This is a genomic window from Planktothrix sp., from assembly GCF_046067725.1.
GTDB lineage: Bacteria > Cyanobacteriota > Cyanobacteriia > Cyanobacteriales > Microcoleaceae > Planktothrix.
Genome location: NZ_JBJUDF010000085.1, coordinates 1 through 13,924 on the forward strand (window position 1 = coordinate 1; position 13,924 = coordinate 13,924).

At 40.6% G+C, this 13,924-nt stretch carries 18 protein-coding genes; 10 read left to right on the forward strand and 8 right to left on the reverse strand.

Going from position 1 to position 13,924, the window contains the following annotated elements; all coding sequences use genetic code 11:
- Positions 1–133 precede the first annotated feature (133 nt).
- From ACKPEB_RS04895 to ACKPEB_RS04910, 4 genes are all read right to left on the reverse strand, one after another.
- Positions 134–724, reverse strand: a complete 591-nt coding sequence (locus ACKPEB_RS04895) for a tyrosine-type recombinase/integrase (protein WP_408963707.1) — start codon at positions 722–724, stop codon at positions 134–136.
- 665 nt (positions 725–1,389) lie between these two features.
- Positions 1,390–1,938: a hypothetical protein gene (locus ACKPEB_RS04900; protein WP_408963708.1), complete on the reverse strand. Its 549-nt coding sequence runs from the start codon at positions 1,936–1,938 to the stop codon at positions 1,390–1,392.
- A 5-nt stretch (positions 1,939–1,943) separates the two neighbouring features.
- Positions 1,944–2,360, reverse strand: coding sequence for a hypothetical protein (locus ACKPEB_RS04905; protein ID WP_408963709.1), 417 nt, complete (start codon positions 2,358–2,360; stop codon positions 1,944–1,946).
- 118 nt (positions 2,361–2,478) lie between these two features.
- Positions 2,479–2,733 (reverse strand): helix-turn-helix domain-containing protein, encoded by a 255-nt coding sequence (locus ACKPEB_RS04910; protein WP_408963710.1) that lies wholly within the window; start codon positions 2,731–2,733, stop codon positions 2,479–2,481.
- A gap of 575 nt (positions 2,734–3,308) precedes the next feature.
- Here ACKPEB_RS04910 and ACKPEB_RS04915 point away from each other — a divergent pair.
- The 9 genes from ACKPEB_RS04915 to ACKPEB_RS04955 all read left to right on the forward strand — a co-directional run bounded on the left by ACKPEB_RS04915 (position 3,309) and on the right by ACKPEB_RS04955 (position 8,066).
- Entirely contained in the window at positions 3,309–4,040 is a 732-nt protein-coding gene (locus ACKPEB_RS04915) for a hypothetical protein (protein ID WP_408963711.1), read from the forward strand.
- Positions 4,037–4,240, forward strand: a complete 204-nt coding sequence (locus tag ACKPEB_RS04920) for a hypothetical protein (protein WP_408963712.1) — start codon at positions 4,037–4,039, stop codon at positions 4,238–4,240. The genes ACKPEB_RS04915 and ACKPEB_RS04920 overlap by 4 nt, the downstream gene beginning before the upstream one ends.
- 35 nt (positions 4,241–4,275) lie before the next feature.
- Entirely contained in the window at positions 4,276–4,455 is a 180-nt protein-coding gene (locus ACKPEB_RS04925) for a hypothetical protein (protein WP_408963713.1), read from the forward strand.
- Between the two features lie 72 nt (positions 4,456–4,527).
- Positions 4,528–4,722, forward strand: a complete 195-nt coding sequence (locus ACKPEB_RS04930) for a hypothetical protein (protein ID WP_408963714.1) — start codon at positions 4,528–4,530, stop codon at positions 4,720–4,722.
- Positions 4,722–4,958, forward strand: a complete 237-nt coding sequence (locus tag ACKPEB_RS04935) for a hypothetical protein (protein WP_408963715.1) — start codon at positions 4,722–4,724, stop codon at positions 4,956–4,958. Before ACKPEB_RS04930 ends, ACKPEB_RS04935 begins: the two co-directional genes overlap by 1 nt.
- On the forward strand, positions 4,955–5,248 hold the full coding sequence (locus ACKPEB_RS04940) for a hypothetical protein (RefSeq protein ID WP_408963716.1): 294 nt from the start codon (positions 4,955–4,957) through the stop codon (positions 5,246–5,248). Before ACKPEB_RS04935 ends, ACKPEB_RS04940 begins: the two co-directional genes overlap by 4 nt.
- 290 nt (positions 5,249–5,538) lie before the next feature.
- Positions 5,539–6,906: a transposase gene (locus ACKPEB_RS04945; protein ID WP_408963717.1), complete on the forward strand. Its 1,368-nt coding sequence runs from the start codon at positions 5,539–5,541 to the stop codon at positions 6,904–6,906.
- 218 nt (positions 6,907–7,124) lie between these two features.
- The gene (gene psb28 / locus ACKPEB_RS04950; RefSeq protein ID WP_408963718.1) at positions 7,125–7,463 is read left to right on the forward strand and encodes a photosystem II reaction center protein Psb28; all 339 of its coding nucleotides are present in this window, start codon (positions 7,125–7,127) and stop codon (positions 7,461–7,463) included.
- Positions 7,464–7,556: 93 nt separating this feature from the next.
- Positions 7,557–8,066 (forward strand): molybdenum cofactor biosynthesis protein B, encoded by a 510-nt coding sequence (locus ACKPEB_RS04955; protein WP_408963719.1) that lies wholly within the window; start codon positions 7,557–7,559, stop codon positions 8,064–8,066.
- 134 nt (positions 8,067–8,200) lie between these two features.
- Here the strand turns inward: ACKPEB_RS04955 and aroA are convergent, their stop codons facing one another.
- Entirely contained in the window at positions 8,201–9,550 is a 1,350-nt protein-coding gene (aroA, locus tag ACKPEB_RS04960; RefSeq protein ID WP_408963720.1) for a 3-phosphoshikimate 1-carboxyvinyltransferase, read from the reverse strand.
- A 105-nt stretch (positions 9,551–9,655) separates the two neighbouring features.
- Here aroA and ACKPEB_RS04965 point away from each other — a divergent pair, with 105 nt between their 5' ends.
- Positions 9,656–10,141 carry a hypothetical protein gene (locus ACKPEB_RS04965; protein WP_408963721.1) on the forward strand — a complete coding sequence of 162 codons (486 nt, stop codon included), beginning with the start codon at positions 9,656–9,658 and terminating at the stop codon, positions 10,139–10,141.
- A gap of 129 nt (positions 10,142–10,270) precedes the next feature.
- Here the strand turns inward: ACKPEB_RS04965 and ACKPEB_RS04970 are convergent, their stop codons facing one another.
- The 3 genes from ACKPEB_RS04970 to ACKPEB_RS04980 all read right to left on the reverse strand — a co-directional run bounded on the left by ACKPEB_RS04970 (position 10,271) and on the right by ACKPEB_RS04980 (position 13,534).
- Positions 10,271–11,953 (reverse strand): dynamin family protein, encoded by a 1,683-nt coding sequence (locus tag ACKPEB_RS04970; protein ID WP_408963722.1) that lies wholly within the window; start codon positions 11,951–11,953, stop codon positions 10,271–10,273.
- Positions 11,954–12,428: 475 nt separating this feature from the next.
- Positions 12,429–12,923 (reverse strand): hypothetical protein, encoded by a 495-nt coding sequence (locus tag ACKPEB_RS04975; protein ID WP_408967517.1) that lies wholly within the window; start codon positions 12,921–12,923, stop codon positions 12,429–12,431.
- A gap of 290 nt (positions 12,924–13,213) precedes the next feature.
- On the reverse strand, positions 13,214–13,534 hold the full coding sequence (locus tag ACKPEB_RS04980) for a hypothetical protein (RefSeq protein ID WP_408963724.1): 321 nt from the start codon (positions 13,532–13,534) through the stop codon (positions 13,214–13,216).
- Positions 13,535–13,924 lie beyond the last annotated feature (390 nt).

Sequence of the window (13,924 nt, forward strand, 5' to 3'; positions counted from 1 at the left end):
TTCAATTGATTTATTTAAAGACGCTATTCCTCCGACTCCTGTATATTCCCAGGGAGTCCCCTTATTTAGTTTTTATAATAGCGGTAGCTTAAGTTCTGTTATTGCTATGAAAATCTCATGAATTAACGGGATTTTATAACATCTCTAACGCACTCTTAACCTGCTCATCGCTAACGTCAATGTAACGCTGTAACACTGCTATAGAACGATGTCCGGTAATCCGTTGGATGATATTAATTGGGGTTCCTTCTTCAAATAATCTCGTTGCCAGGGTGCGTCTGGGAGAATGCAGTGTTGCACCCAATCGGGTTAACCCTGCTTTTTTTAACGCCCGCCGGAAATTTTTATCATAAACTTGCCGACTAATCGGAACCGACGGGTTATTGGGTGAGGGGAATAACAGGCCGTGAGTTGGGGGGGTGTAGTTCTCCAGTTCGGATTTTAGTTTTCGGGTGATGGGAACTTGTCGGGTTTCGGCCGTACCGTCGGGTCGTTTCTTGCGGATTGAGGAGGGGAATGTAATTTCATCCCAGGTTTTGGATTTAGACGAATCCCTGTAAACATCTTTAACATTTAGCGAGAGTGTGGCCGTAATTCGTTCACCCGTTCCACACAGTATAGACCAGATAACTTTATCTCGTTCAGATTCAAACCCCTGGTAGATTTTTTCTATGTCTAAAAGGGTAAGGGTTGCAGCTTGTCCGATCCGGCTTCTTTTGGGCATGAATTGAGTTGACGTTTTCGGTCTTTTTCTACTATTTTAGCAACCTTCGCGCATACCTGACACCGCCAATAGTACCCGAAATCCTTTCTATATGGGGGGTATGGGTGGGTCGTCTGGGGTTGCTGTTTTATCTAAAAGAGCAACTGGGCGGGACGGGGCGGTTTTATGGCATTTAGCTATTATCGCTATTTTTTAACAGTTTATAGCTCTATTGTAGCTTGATAACTTTTGGTTTACAATAGAATCAGTTCTTAAGTTGTTGGGCTTAAGTGCTCCCTCTGGTTAGTCGGAAAAAATAAATACTAGGGGGCGGTGCGGATTAACCCTGATGGCAGTTACCCCCTAGTATTTATGAAACCGAAAGTAGTTCAACGATTTGAATATAAAGGTAGAAAAATCAAGATCATAGATCACGGCAAGGGTTCTAAGACAGCCCGTTACTGGTACAAACTGAAGTCTGGATTTACCAGGCCCGGAGGCAACAAGATAAACCAAGCCATGAGAGAAGCAAGGCGGGATATCGACATAGTAAGGGAAGTGTTCGGAGTTCCTTAGATAATGTTCGGAGTCTAACGGTTAATGCACGGAGTTAACAAAAAAAATCCCCCCGGTGGTAATTCCTCCAGGGGGTAAAATTTTAAAAAAGTTCCATCACTTCGGAACTGCTAAATTTTCCACTGACCTCGCTTAACCATCTCAACCCGTTTCATAATTTCGTCGGCCGGAAGTTTCATTTCAATCCATCGCTCAATCTGGTTAACCCTTGCCTTTGCTGTCGGACTGGATTGGTTGCCACCACCGATATAAATTAAGTGGCGATCGCCATCACAAAGCCAGGGATATTTAGAATCGGTTTTGGCTGTTCCGGCGGGTGACTCCCATTTGATTCTTAATTCGTACCGGAACGAATAAGATTTATGATTTTCATTCGTACCGGAACGAATAGAATCATCTTCATTGATGTCTTCCGGTTGAGCAGGTTGTGGAACTATCCAACCTTGATCAATAACCGCCCCGGTGCGTTTTAAAAACCGGACAATCGCGAACCTCATGTCTTGGTAACTAACTCCCAATCGGGTTGCAATTTCCTCGGTGGTGATACCTGGTTCATTCTGAATCTGCTTTAACGCTAATTCGGCTAATTCCTGCGGTTTGGGAATTCCGAATAACGGTTGAGGGTCATCCGGTGGGATTAAATTTAATTGTTGAACCATGACCGCTAATCCTCCGAGTCGGTGCCGCCGTTGTCAGTATCGGGAAGATTTACCATCGCTAAATCGTGATCAGTAGAACTTTCTGCCTCGTCCAGTAAGCACCGAACAACAAATAATGAGCCTTGCAATTGTTGGGGTGTCAAAATAGCCAGGGGCAGAACAGATAAAACGCGGCTAGTGGTGCTAATCCAATCATGGGCTTCTTTCAACGCAGCTTCTAAATGTTCAACTTTACCTTCTAAATGTTTGGCTCGGTTTGAAAAACACAAGTTGCCCAACTGAAGCCGCTTAATCTGCTCATCCTTAGCTTCAATAATCGCTATGAGATTGTCTTCAAATTCCGGGCGCTCGCCATCGGGTTCAAATTCAATCCGTTCTGAGGAATGATCTGTTATCTGGGTTTGTTCGGAAAGTTCCATCATTTGACTCCTATAGATATAGTGTGAGTAAGTTCCAGAAAGAAAATAAGCCACTAGCTGTGAACTAATGGCTGACTCGCATTAACCTTGATCTAGGAAAGGTGACATTATCCAACGGGGTCTAGTTATCATCTGGCAATCCAGAGGTGTCTAGGCCCAAAGATTCACTCAGCGCCTTTAAAGAGACACCAAGTGCTTTTGCAACCACAACGGCATTGTCTAAGCGTGGGGTTTTTTTTCCAGCAACCCAGCTATTAAGAGTCACTTCTTTTATACCCGTTTTCTCGCTTAACTCGCGTTGCGTGGTTCCTGCATTGGCGATTAGCTTTTTCAAGGTTGGTTTTTCGACTTTTTCTGTTTCTGGTAATGGATTCATATTAGCACAAATCCATACTAAAGTATTGACATTGCGGAACATCCATACTAAAGTATGGACAGGTAGATACAACAAACAGGCTTTGCGGTCGGTCAGGTGTGTGAGTCCTTTTAGAGTCGCAAGCTGTATGTCCAGTGTTTACCACGTCCATCGTGTTTTTAGTAGAGAGGTAACGCCTATCGGATTAACAAATTCCCTGTTTCGTTCGTAATTCTTGGGATAACTACATCTCTCATTTATCCATTAGGGGGGTTAATCTTCCCCCCTTTCCCTAGACTCAAGGAACTGGTAGGCGGCCCCTTTCACAGTGCAGCGAGCGCCCGAAAGGTAAAAGCGACAAAGCGCCCCCTTAGAGGAATAAAACTAGGCAAAAAAAAAGAACCTTCTACAATGTAGCGAGCGAGAAGATTCCCAAAAGAACGAAAGAGATACTAGGGACAATTTTAACATTAAATTCGTGGAATTTTTGCTGATTTTACTCCTCACTATTTCCCATGTGAGTCAGAGTTTTTATGACGATAATGAATCTCCCAAACCGGGAGATGGTAGACGTTCGCAAACTGGAATTATTGCTTATGACAGATCATTTAGAAGTTGCTAAAGCAGCGATTAAGGCGCATTTGGCAACTTGTGAAGAAGGCGGTACATCAGTCATCGGCTGTGGCAATGGTGATGCGTTAATTGCGATGAAAAAGGCTTTGCAAGATGAAGAAATTGTAGCCGAACTTCAACGGAAAAATATTAATATCATCGCCGAATTAGCTCCCGCAGAAGATGATGGAATTCCATTCATTTCCAAAGTACATCTTGGGGCTTTATTAATTGCTTGTGAGGAACTCGCGAAACGGTCTGAGTTTACCGTTGATGAATGGGCATCCCTCACTACCGCACATTCCCTCAAACTTCATGAAGAACCGGAAACCGAAAACGATTTATTAGACCGGGTTCTTAAAGTCTTCCCCCCGGAAATTGACGGGAAAGACAGACTGGGAACCATGCGACGGGAATATGCTCAAGCTCGTCAAGTTGAGCAGCAAATGATGGAAGCGATCAACGTGAAAAATGGCGATCGCGATGTCAAAATTCAAGCTGTTTTTGCAGAACTTGAATCTGTGAAAAGTGCCGTCATTTGTCTTAAACCCATTGCTTGTGTTTGTGCAATCCCTTTACTGGCAATGGCATTAAAAGACCCTGCTATTAAAGGTGCAGACCGCACAGCCGGGATGCAAATTTTAAAGGACATGATTGATTTTGTCGGGTCTTACTCTCCCTCTGCTAAAGCTCTATTTGAGGATTATTTAGCATGATTGTTGAGAAGATTGGCTACAAAACCAAAGTCCTCAAAGACGATTCGGAAGAAACCCGTGTAGAGGTCGTGTTCTTGCTAGATGATGAAGACCCAAAGGACGTAATTACAGCTTGTGAAAACTTGAATTACTCCATGAAATCTTATCGTTCATCTGGTGGATTATTCCCTCTAAAACCTCCCACGATTGAGGAAGAATAACTCTAAAATTCCCCCATTAAACAGGAATTCAAATCATGTTCAAACGCCGCTATCTTGTCATTGGGATGCTTCCCGATGGTCAAGTCCTCCGTGCTGGGCCGTTCTCCCATCATTTGATTGCTGATAAAGCGGCTCAACTGATGTTCAAGTGGTATCCCCGCTTGCAATTGGCTCAAGTTGTTGAGGATGTTCCTAAGCCCCTAAAGGGTAATTAAACAAAATAAATATCAGGGAAGTCTCTCACCCCTCCCTGATATTTATTCCTAACCACATTCTAAGGATTTGCTATGTCTACTAAGGTTATCATTGTTTCGCGTTCGGCGCAATGTCAAGTCAATCTTGAATGGGATTTAACAACTCAAGAAGTTTGCGACTATTCCAAACTGATGAAAGAAATTTTCGCTATGTCTCCCGCACAGGTTCAGGAAGCGTTGGAAATCTGGCAACAAGTCCAATTTAACAATATTCGGAGGGTTAAATAATGGATGCACTTCTCTATACAAAAATAGTTTGTGCAACGATGGTCTACCTCCCAGCTTTACCTCAACATCGGCTAATTGAATTGTTTGATCAAATTAAGGCAGAAGCGATTCAACAGATGACCGATTCTGAAGAAATTACCGAATCCATCAAAGATGAACACCGGGTCTTTTTTCGGGACGATTTAACTGCACCGAGTTTTATTCAAGCGTTAATTAAAAGAGGGGAACAATCATGAAAGTGTTAGAAGCCATAAACAAAGTTGAAACCTGTAATCACAAAATTAGTTCTCGATTTGTTTTCAACTTAGCCAATGTGATTGGGTACGAAGTAGAAATCGAAGACAGTCAAATCGAAAAGATTCATATTTACTTGTCATCGGGTAAAGAGCGACACCTTGATCATTACGCATGGGATAAGGAAGTTTTGATCGAAGTTTTGGACAAATTGGATAGCCATTTTCTTCCTCCTATCCCATCCGATGAAATCGATTTCAAACCAGACAAAATCGATTTCTACTATTGTTAAACCCGCCTGATGATGATCGTTCACCCTAACGGTCGAAACATTCCCCCCCACGCTGGGGAATGTCGCGGGAAGGGTCGCTCTCTTCCTGTCAGTTCGTTAATAGAATGAGTTATCGTTGAAACTAAATTGCGCTCTTTGGGCGTTCTCACATTTGTGCGACGACTCTTCTAAGAACTGCCCTTTAGCCGTTTAGCAGTAAAGCGCGACCCTTCGGGGTTGTTAGGGTGATTTGTGCGGCATTTCAAAAAGGGGAATTAACAGCGAAAACCACCTTCAATAGAACCTTGATAATGGAATATAAAGTTTTAGGTTTGGATATCTCCAAAAACAATGCTTGCTGTCACCTCTTAGAGAATTATCCAGCAGGCGGACTCGGAAATTATTGGCGCAAATCTGCAAGAAACGCGGCGGAATTTTACCCTCGGTTCTATTCAAATCCCAAAGGCGAACGACAAAAATCACTATGGGATTTTGTAGAATTTGTTCGGGAAAATAAACCGACTTTAGCAATCTTAGAACCAACCGGAATTCATTATAGCCGCATCTTCTATCAGATTTTAAAAACTGAGGGAGTTGAGGTAAAGTGGGTCGGTCACATGGAACTGAAGCGTTACCGTGAAGGAAAAAATTTACCCGGTCATGGTAAAAATGACGCGGTTGATGCTTTGGCAATGGCGGCTTATCCGTTTGACCCGGAACATTTACAAAGTGATGGAACTTTAAACGAACGGTATTTTTTATTAAGTCAGCCAGAGCCAGTGATGGAATTGAGGGAATTAGTTCAACAGTTGGAACACCTGGCACGGGTTCAGTCTCCAATTGTTAACTACACTCGTCAACGACTAACTCACGAATTCCCAGAAGCGGCGTTCCAAAAATCTAATCCAGGTTCCTATGTTCCTGCAATTTGGGGATTTTTAGGAGACGTGCCGGAACATTCCAGCAAAAGTGGTTTAACGCTAATCCGCAAGAAATATGCCGATTCCATCGTTCATCACTATGGAATTGATATTAACCCGATTACTAAATGCCACGCCCGGTGGTTGGCTGAGATTTCCTTAGAAGAATCTCGGATTGAGCATCAAGTGATAGAACTTCTCAAGCGGGAGGAATTCATTCCTTATATGGAAGTGTTTGAGATGTTTGGGTTTGGATTGCGGACGGGCGCTCGCTTACTAACTCGGTGTTATCCGTTTGAGTCATTTCTCTTGCCGGATTGCAAGGAATGGATTGACCGGGAATATCGGGAAGTTAAGCAGATGGACAAATCCTATAACAAGGGAACCGTTGAGGTTGAGTTTAAACCGGGTGATGTGAAGGTCACTAAAAAGAACCGCAGCCGTGATGCGTTTAAAATGCGTCTGGGTCAAGGAACAATTTTAGAAAGTTCCGGTGATGGTTGGATTGAAAAATCTAGCGGTTCTGCTATCTGTCGTGAAAGTCTTTATCTTCACGTCCTAACCAAAATTGAAAGTTCTAAGGGTAATCTTCCAGACAACCTAATCAATCAAACCTTGATTACTTACCGTGACAATTTGAAGTCACAAATTGATGGTCAAGGTAAGCCCGTCCTGCGGGGTAAACACATCCAAGCTAAACTGATGAGTAAGGTGGTTAACCTGCTTTACTCTGAGTTACTGAAACGGTTTAAGCGCTAGATTGTTTAAAACCCTACTAAGCCATTTAACTTTAGTAGGGTTTTAAAATCGGGGTAAAATTCAAAGTAGAGTAAAGCAGAAGCATCAAATCATCGGTCAATGATGGATGGTGTTTGTGCTATGCTGACCTATGCTCTGGGGATTTTATGTTTTAGATTGTCAGATCGTGAGATAATCAGATCTTAAGTCTTAAACGAACAAAGGTTTAACAAGATAATATGGTCGCTAAAATTCAGTTTTCAAGAGGTATTGATGAAGATGCAATTCCTGATGTCCGCCTGACTCGTTCACGGGATGGAAGTCAAGGAACAGCAACATTTTTTTTCCAGAATCCTAAAGCATTAGCGGATGATTCTACGGAAGAAATTACGGGAATGTATATGATTGATGATGATGGAGAAATTATCACCCGTGAGGTTAAAGCTAAATTTATTAATGGAAAACCGACCGAAATCGAAGCGGTTCTTTTAATGAGGTCTTCTGAAGAATGGGATCGTTTCATGTTGTTTATGAAGCGTTATGCAGAAGAAAACGGATTAGAATTTAGTAAATCCTAATTTTCTCAGGAGTTGGAAGTTAAATGCTATGATAGATCCCGAATATTTATTAACTTCTAACTTCTGATAGTCTTGGTTCTGGATTTAGCGTTTATGAGTTCAATGATTCCCCATCCAGATATTGCGGAGTTTAAAGTCAATTGTGCGATTATTACAGTCAGTGATAGTCGTACTCCAGAAACGGATAAAAGCGGGCAATTAATTCACCAATTCTTGCAGAAAGCGGGTTATCCCATTCTCGATTATCGCATTGTTAAAGATGAACCTACCGAAATTACAGAACTTTTAAAGAAATATTCCCAAATTCCTGAACTCGATGCTTGTATTTTAAATGGAGGAACTGGAATTGCACCCAGGGATACCACCTATGATGCTTTAGAACAATTATTAGAAAAAACCTTACCCGGATTTGGTGAAATTTTCAGAACGTTAAGTTATGCTGAAATTGGTTCTAGGGCGATGGCTTCCCGTGCAATTGCTGGCGTTTTTCAAGGAAAATTAATCTTTTCTGTTCCAGGGTCTTCTAATGCTGTTAAATTAGCAATGGAACAATTAATTATCCCCGAATTAGCCCACTTAGTTAAAGTTTTACGTTCCGAGTAGAGACGCGCCATGGCGCGTCTCTACGTGGGGTTTATGGAACATCTATAGCAGCGATTTCAGGATTTCATATTAATTTTGTCGCTCATCTGTGAAAGCTAATCTAAAAAACCCATTCTTTCCCTCATCAACCGATTTTAAACGCTGCAAATTTGAGATAACGTCGCCACGAAATTAGGATAAGAAATTCCAGCCGCTTCTGCTCGGTGAATTGTGGTTTTTCCTTGAGCATTTAAGCCTGCGATCGCTAAACTCATGGCAATTCGATGATCCGTATCGCTATCAACTTCCGTTCCCTTTAAAGGAGCACCTCCAGTAATTTCTAACCCGTCAGAACGTTCAGTAATCTTCGCACCCAGTTGACTCATTTGAGTTGCCATCACAGCAATGCGATCGCTTTCTTTTACCCTTAATTCTTCCGCATCTTTAATAATTGTTGTTCCCTCTGCAAAAGCCGCAGCCACGGCTAAAATCGGAATTTCATCAATTAATCGAGGAATAGTATCTCCGCCAATTTCACAAGCTTTTAACGGACTATATTTCACTCGAATATCTGCAACAGGTTCTCCCGCTACTAACCGTTCATTTTCTAATTGAAGATTAGCCCCCATTCTTTCTAAAGCTTCTAAAATACCCGTGCGAGTCGGGTTAACTCCAACATTTTCTACCACTAATTCTGACCCTGGAACAATTGCCGCCGCCACTAACCAAAACGCCGCCGAACTAATATCCCCAGGAACCACAACGTGCTGACCTTGAAGTTGTGCTGGCCCTTTAACAATTACACTAAAGGTATCCGGTTCAACGGTAATATTAGCACCAAAAGCTTTTAACATTCGTTCACTGTGATCCCGTGATAAAGCGGGTTCTGTAACGGTGGTTTCCCCTTCCGTCATTAAAGCAGCTAATAAAATACAAGATTTCACCTGGGCTGAAGCAATGGGGGAAAAATAATGAATCGGGCGTAACGTTTGACCTTGAACCGCTAAAGGCGCGTAAGACCCCCCTTGACGCCCCCAAATGGTAGCCCCCATCTGTTGTAAGGGTTTGGTGACACGGGACATGGGACGACGCACCAAGGAACTATCCCCAGTAACAGTAAAAAATTTTCCAGGGTGGGAAGCGAGTATTCCTAACATTAACCGTAGCGTTGTACCGGAATTTCCCGCATCTAAAACTTCCGTAGGTTCTTGAAGATTACCCAGTCCAATACCCTTAACTTCCATCCGTTCAGAATTTAACTCGGAAATTTCAGCCCCCAAGCAAGTAAAACATTGGGCGGTACTGCGGGGGTCTGCCCCTAACAATAACCCTTCAATGGTCGTCACACCGTTGGCTAAAGCCCCTAACATTAACGCTCGATGAGAGATTGACTTATCCCCAGGAATGCGAATTCGACCTTGTAAGGATAAGCCTGATTTTGGCGGTTGTATTGTTAATATTTGCTCCGTTTCTGTATTTTCTGTTGTTACGATAGTCCCTTGCATTTTATGATTTGAGATGAGGTAAGGATTGCTAAGAGTTATCCTACCGCTTTCTCGACTCTAACAACTTAGAAACATCGAGAATTTTATCCTGATATGAGATGACTTATGTTAACGCACTATCGTGTGCCCGTGAGTCTATCGTTAGTATCGATAGACTTGCCCCTTCGTTCTTTAGTGGAAGGATCAGCAACCCTGTATCAAAAGGATCGAGATCAGTTCCATTTATTGTTACATGAACCTGCATTAGTGGAATGGGAATCTGACCCGTTTCCCCCAGAAAAAATTTTACCACCTCTGAAACCTCGTTTATTGTGGTTAGAGGTTTCTCCCTATCGGGCGGTGATGACGATGCAGGGACAGGGGAAATACAGTTATCGTCACCTCTGGCAACAGGGGGTATATGGTTTAAGTCGATATTACCTGCAAACGAATTTGCAAGCAATGGCGAGTCAACTTCGTCTACGGAATTTTACTCGTCAGTTAGAATTAGTCGGGCATCCTCTACCAGAATATATGCGTTTAGAATACGAACTTTGGTCAGAAAATGTTCAAATGGGTCGTTATGTTTTAAGTTTAGAAATTCATCATTAACGGGTGTCGGGTGCTGGGGAACGAGTCCCCTGTAAAGACGCGCCAATAGCCTTACGGCATCAATAGGCACGTCTCTACGTGGGGTTTAGTTTTCCCTCAGCTAAAGTTGGTCAAATTTATTGATTTTTGTTAGTCTATTAATTTTTCTACAACTATTAACTGGTTTTCAACTTTGCTCAACAATTCTTGGCTACTATTGATTTCAAATTCAAGTTTGAATTTGAGTTTTTTAAACGGTTCTTCTGATAATTTTTTGGATTCAAGAATTTGATGCAAAATCATTACCCAATTTTTGAGTACATAATCCAAGTAATCATTTAAATAATTCAACTGTTGATTGAGTTTGTCTTCTAAAACCTTTTCATAAGTTTCAATGATTAGTTTTTCATCTTCAACAAATTTAATTTCGCCTTGAATTTGGTTAAAATCTTTATCTAAACCACTCTTCCAAGATATCAGATCATTCTTGAGATCCTTTAAACGATTTTCTGTCCGCTTAAGTACACTTTTAAGAGAAAGAGGGGCACTCTTAACTAAAAGTACATTAATAGTATTTTCCAAAAACTCACTGAACTTTGATTTCTCCCAAAGTTTTCCAGCTTTTTTTTCAAGTTTACCAATTGTTGAATGGTCTAGTTCGTCTTTCCAGTCCATCCCAAAAACTTCTGCGGCTAAAAGTTCAGCCGTTTTGAGTTCAGATATTTGGATCTCAGATTTTTCTTTAGGAGAATCTTGTTTAATTTCTTGAATAAAATTAGTAGCGCAAAAAGCCCTTCTTCCTGAAACTTCAAAAATTTTATTATTTTTGTTGCTAGAAGAATTCAGATTAAAGCTGGCTATAATTGACTCTTTTAATTGTTCAGGCGTTATTAGATCATCAGGTTTACGTTGGTCAATTTTATTCACTAAAATGTATAAATTATCTTCACCAATTACTTCTAAAATCTCTTTAATCTCACTTCTAATCTGGTTATCAACTTCAGTATTAAAAACTGTATAATCTAAGAGGACTAAAACAACTGAACTTTGATTGACTTGTTTTTTAATCAGTTCCTTTCTAATGTCTTCTTGTGTTTCTCCTGTATTGTTTTCTCTGGAATTAGGCCCTGGTGTGTCAATAATAACTAAATCACCGATCCTTTTTTTTATATTAATTTTTTCATCTTTTATAAAAGGTGTTTCGATACGAGGTAGATCCTTAATTTGACTCCAGATCTGATTAATGCCAGGAACTAACTTTCTACAAAGCCTAACAAAATCATTAATTTCTGTTAGAGCTTTTTTAATCTCTTCATATCCTGTGATCTGCGGTAGAAAAATTAGTTCTCTTTCTTTAACTTTCTCGGCTAAACTTTTTAGCAGTGGATAATCAGCTATTTTCTTTAAAGTATCATCCAATCCTAAAATATCTATTGTAATTTGCAATTGTTCTATTGCACGATTAAATAAAGATAAAGTATCTTCACTAATTGTTAAAACAGGTTCTGTTAATTCTGCTTTAAACACTATTTCTGTCGGATAAGCTGTCATATCAGGAGTACGACTAGGGAGTAACTCTCTCCCAATCATGGCATTGACTAGAGTAGACTTACCAGCACTGGTTGGCGCAACAATCACAACTCTCAGTTCAAAATTTTTTATACTTGGAAGTGCCTCATTGATTTCATTCTGAAATCGAATATATTTTTTCTTTTCGCTCTCTATCGTAAATAAATCGCTGGCACGTCCCATTAACTTGCCTGCCTCTTGCAGTGTTTCTACAACATTCTTCTGTAAATCTTGTATAGAGGCTGTGAGAGATTGAGTTTCCATATAGTTTACCTGAATTCTAGTTGTCTGGCAGAGAAGAGGTTACTGATCTAGTTTTGCTGTACCTTAAGCTGGTACTAATACAAGTTTTTTCCCATCCCAACTATACTACAACTCGATAAAAATTACAATAAAAACAATACTATAGGAGAATCAGCACTCTATCCTTGTCGTGAGAGTGTCCCCGCTCCCTAAAATATACTGTTTAAACTTAAAATAGCTTACTTGGGTTGGGAGACCCAACCCCTACGGGATTTTTTGATACATCCTGTACGGATTTTTATAGATCTAAAAAAATAGCGATCGCTATCCTCTCATCTGTTAGAATTCTGACTGAATTGAGTTATAAAATTTGTGCATTTGTCGATATAGCAAATCTAAATAATGGCTGATCAAAACCTGTAGAGGTGGCATCCCTCCCAACCCTCTTTACTCCATCTCGAAGCCACGAATTGCTATATCTCCATCTTGGGCTTGCTTACGTTTTTTTCTGAGGACAATAATTGACTAAATCTTGTAAGAGTTTCTCATTTTGAGGAGCAATTTGTTTAATTTTTTCTCCCGCTTCTTGGGCTGTTTTTTGAGCATTTAGCAGTTGTTTTTTACCCTCTGGGTTAACGGGAGCCTTTTCTGCATTCGTTAAAGCTTCAGCCAGTTGTTTTAAATGATTAGATAACCCTTTAAATTGTTGAGTAGCATTTTTTTGAATCGTTTTTAACGATTGATTTTTAACGTTTAGGGTTTCAATTTCCCTCGCAATACTATTTAATTCTTGCGAGAGTTGTTGTGTGCTGGAAACATCCAGTTGAGGACTAAGATTAATAATTAAGGTTTGACCTTCTTGAATCATTCCGGTGAGTTTTGTACATTCGGCTGCTTTCGTGCTACAACTCATTAGGGAAACCGCCATCCCAACAACGGTTACAACTCGCCAACAATAGGACTTAAAACGTAAATTTTTAAACAATTTCACAAGATGCTCGGAGATTCAACCTCAACTATTGTGCGGTGTTTGGAATAGAAAATCAAGGGTAATAGGGAATTACGAATTATGAATTACGAATAGGTAATGGCTACTCTTGTAATCGTTAATGGCAACATTTATGAGGCTGAGTTCCCTGATGATCTGTAGCAAACCTTTGCTCTCTGATAAAATATTAATGAATACACCCCTCTAACTTCCCATCAGGATGATGTGTAGATCACCTGAAACGGGTTAAAATTAAAGGAGTGTTGAGTCAAAGATGGACATTTTATAAAAGATTAATTTTCAGAAGCGTAAGTAGCTAATCCTCTGAATTTTAGACCTAAAATAATATCATTGCATTCTGAACCCAAATAGTTTCCGGTCTTAGTAATGGCATTAATAAAGTAGAATCCATCTAAATCCGTTGTTTTTTCTGCCCAATCTCTAATATCAAACGAGCTAATATTATTAAGGGTGGGTGCAGCTTTAATTTCATTGTCATCAGGTAATATATAGAGATGATCGCCAGATTTCTCTACAATCGTTACACCTCTGACTTTACGAATTTTGGTTAGGGAAACAGGTTGTAATGGGTTGTAACCTTGGATAATTTTCATGTCAACCTCTCCTCTGGGTTGATGATTTAGATGGAATGGTTGGGTGCGGGTAGGATGAGAATGATCTTGATATCATTACTATCTCTATTAAAGTCGGTTCTCACCGGGGAGATTGTTCCAGTTTTTTCCGCGTCCCTGGAGTCTTTCCTTGATTCAGGGAAAAGACGCAATCTATTATGTAACAGATGTGACAATTCAACAAGTGGTTTTATGCTGAATGTCATTTTTCTTGACACTCCCAGGGGTGAACCCAGGGCTGTTTCATTCTCTCTCAAAAACCTTTGTGACCTAACCCCCCAGCCCCCTTCCCTAATAGGGAAGGGGGAGTAATTAATGATTTTTGATGTTTAATAGTAATAATTAGTCCCCCCTCTCCTTGCAGGAGAGGGG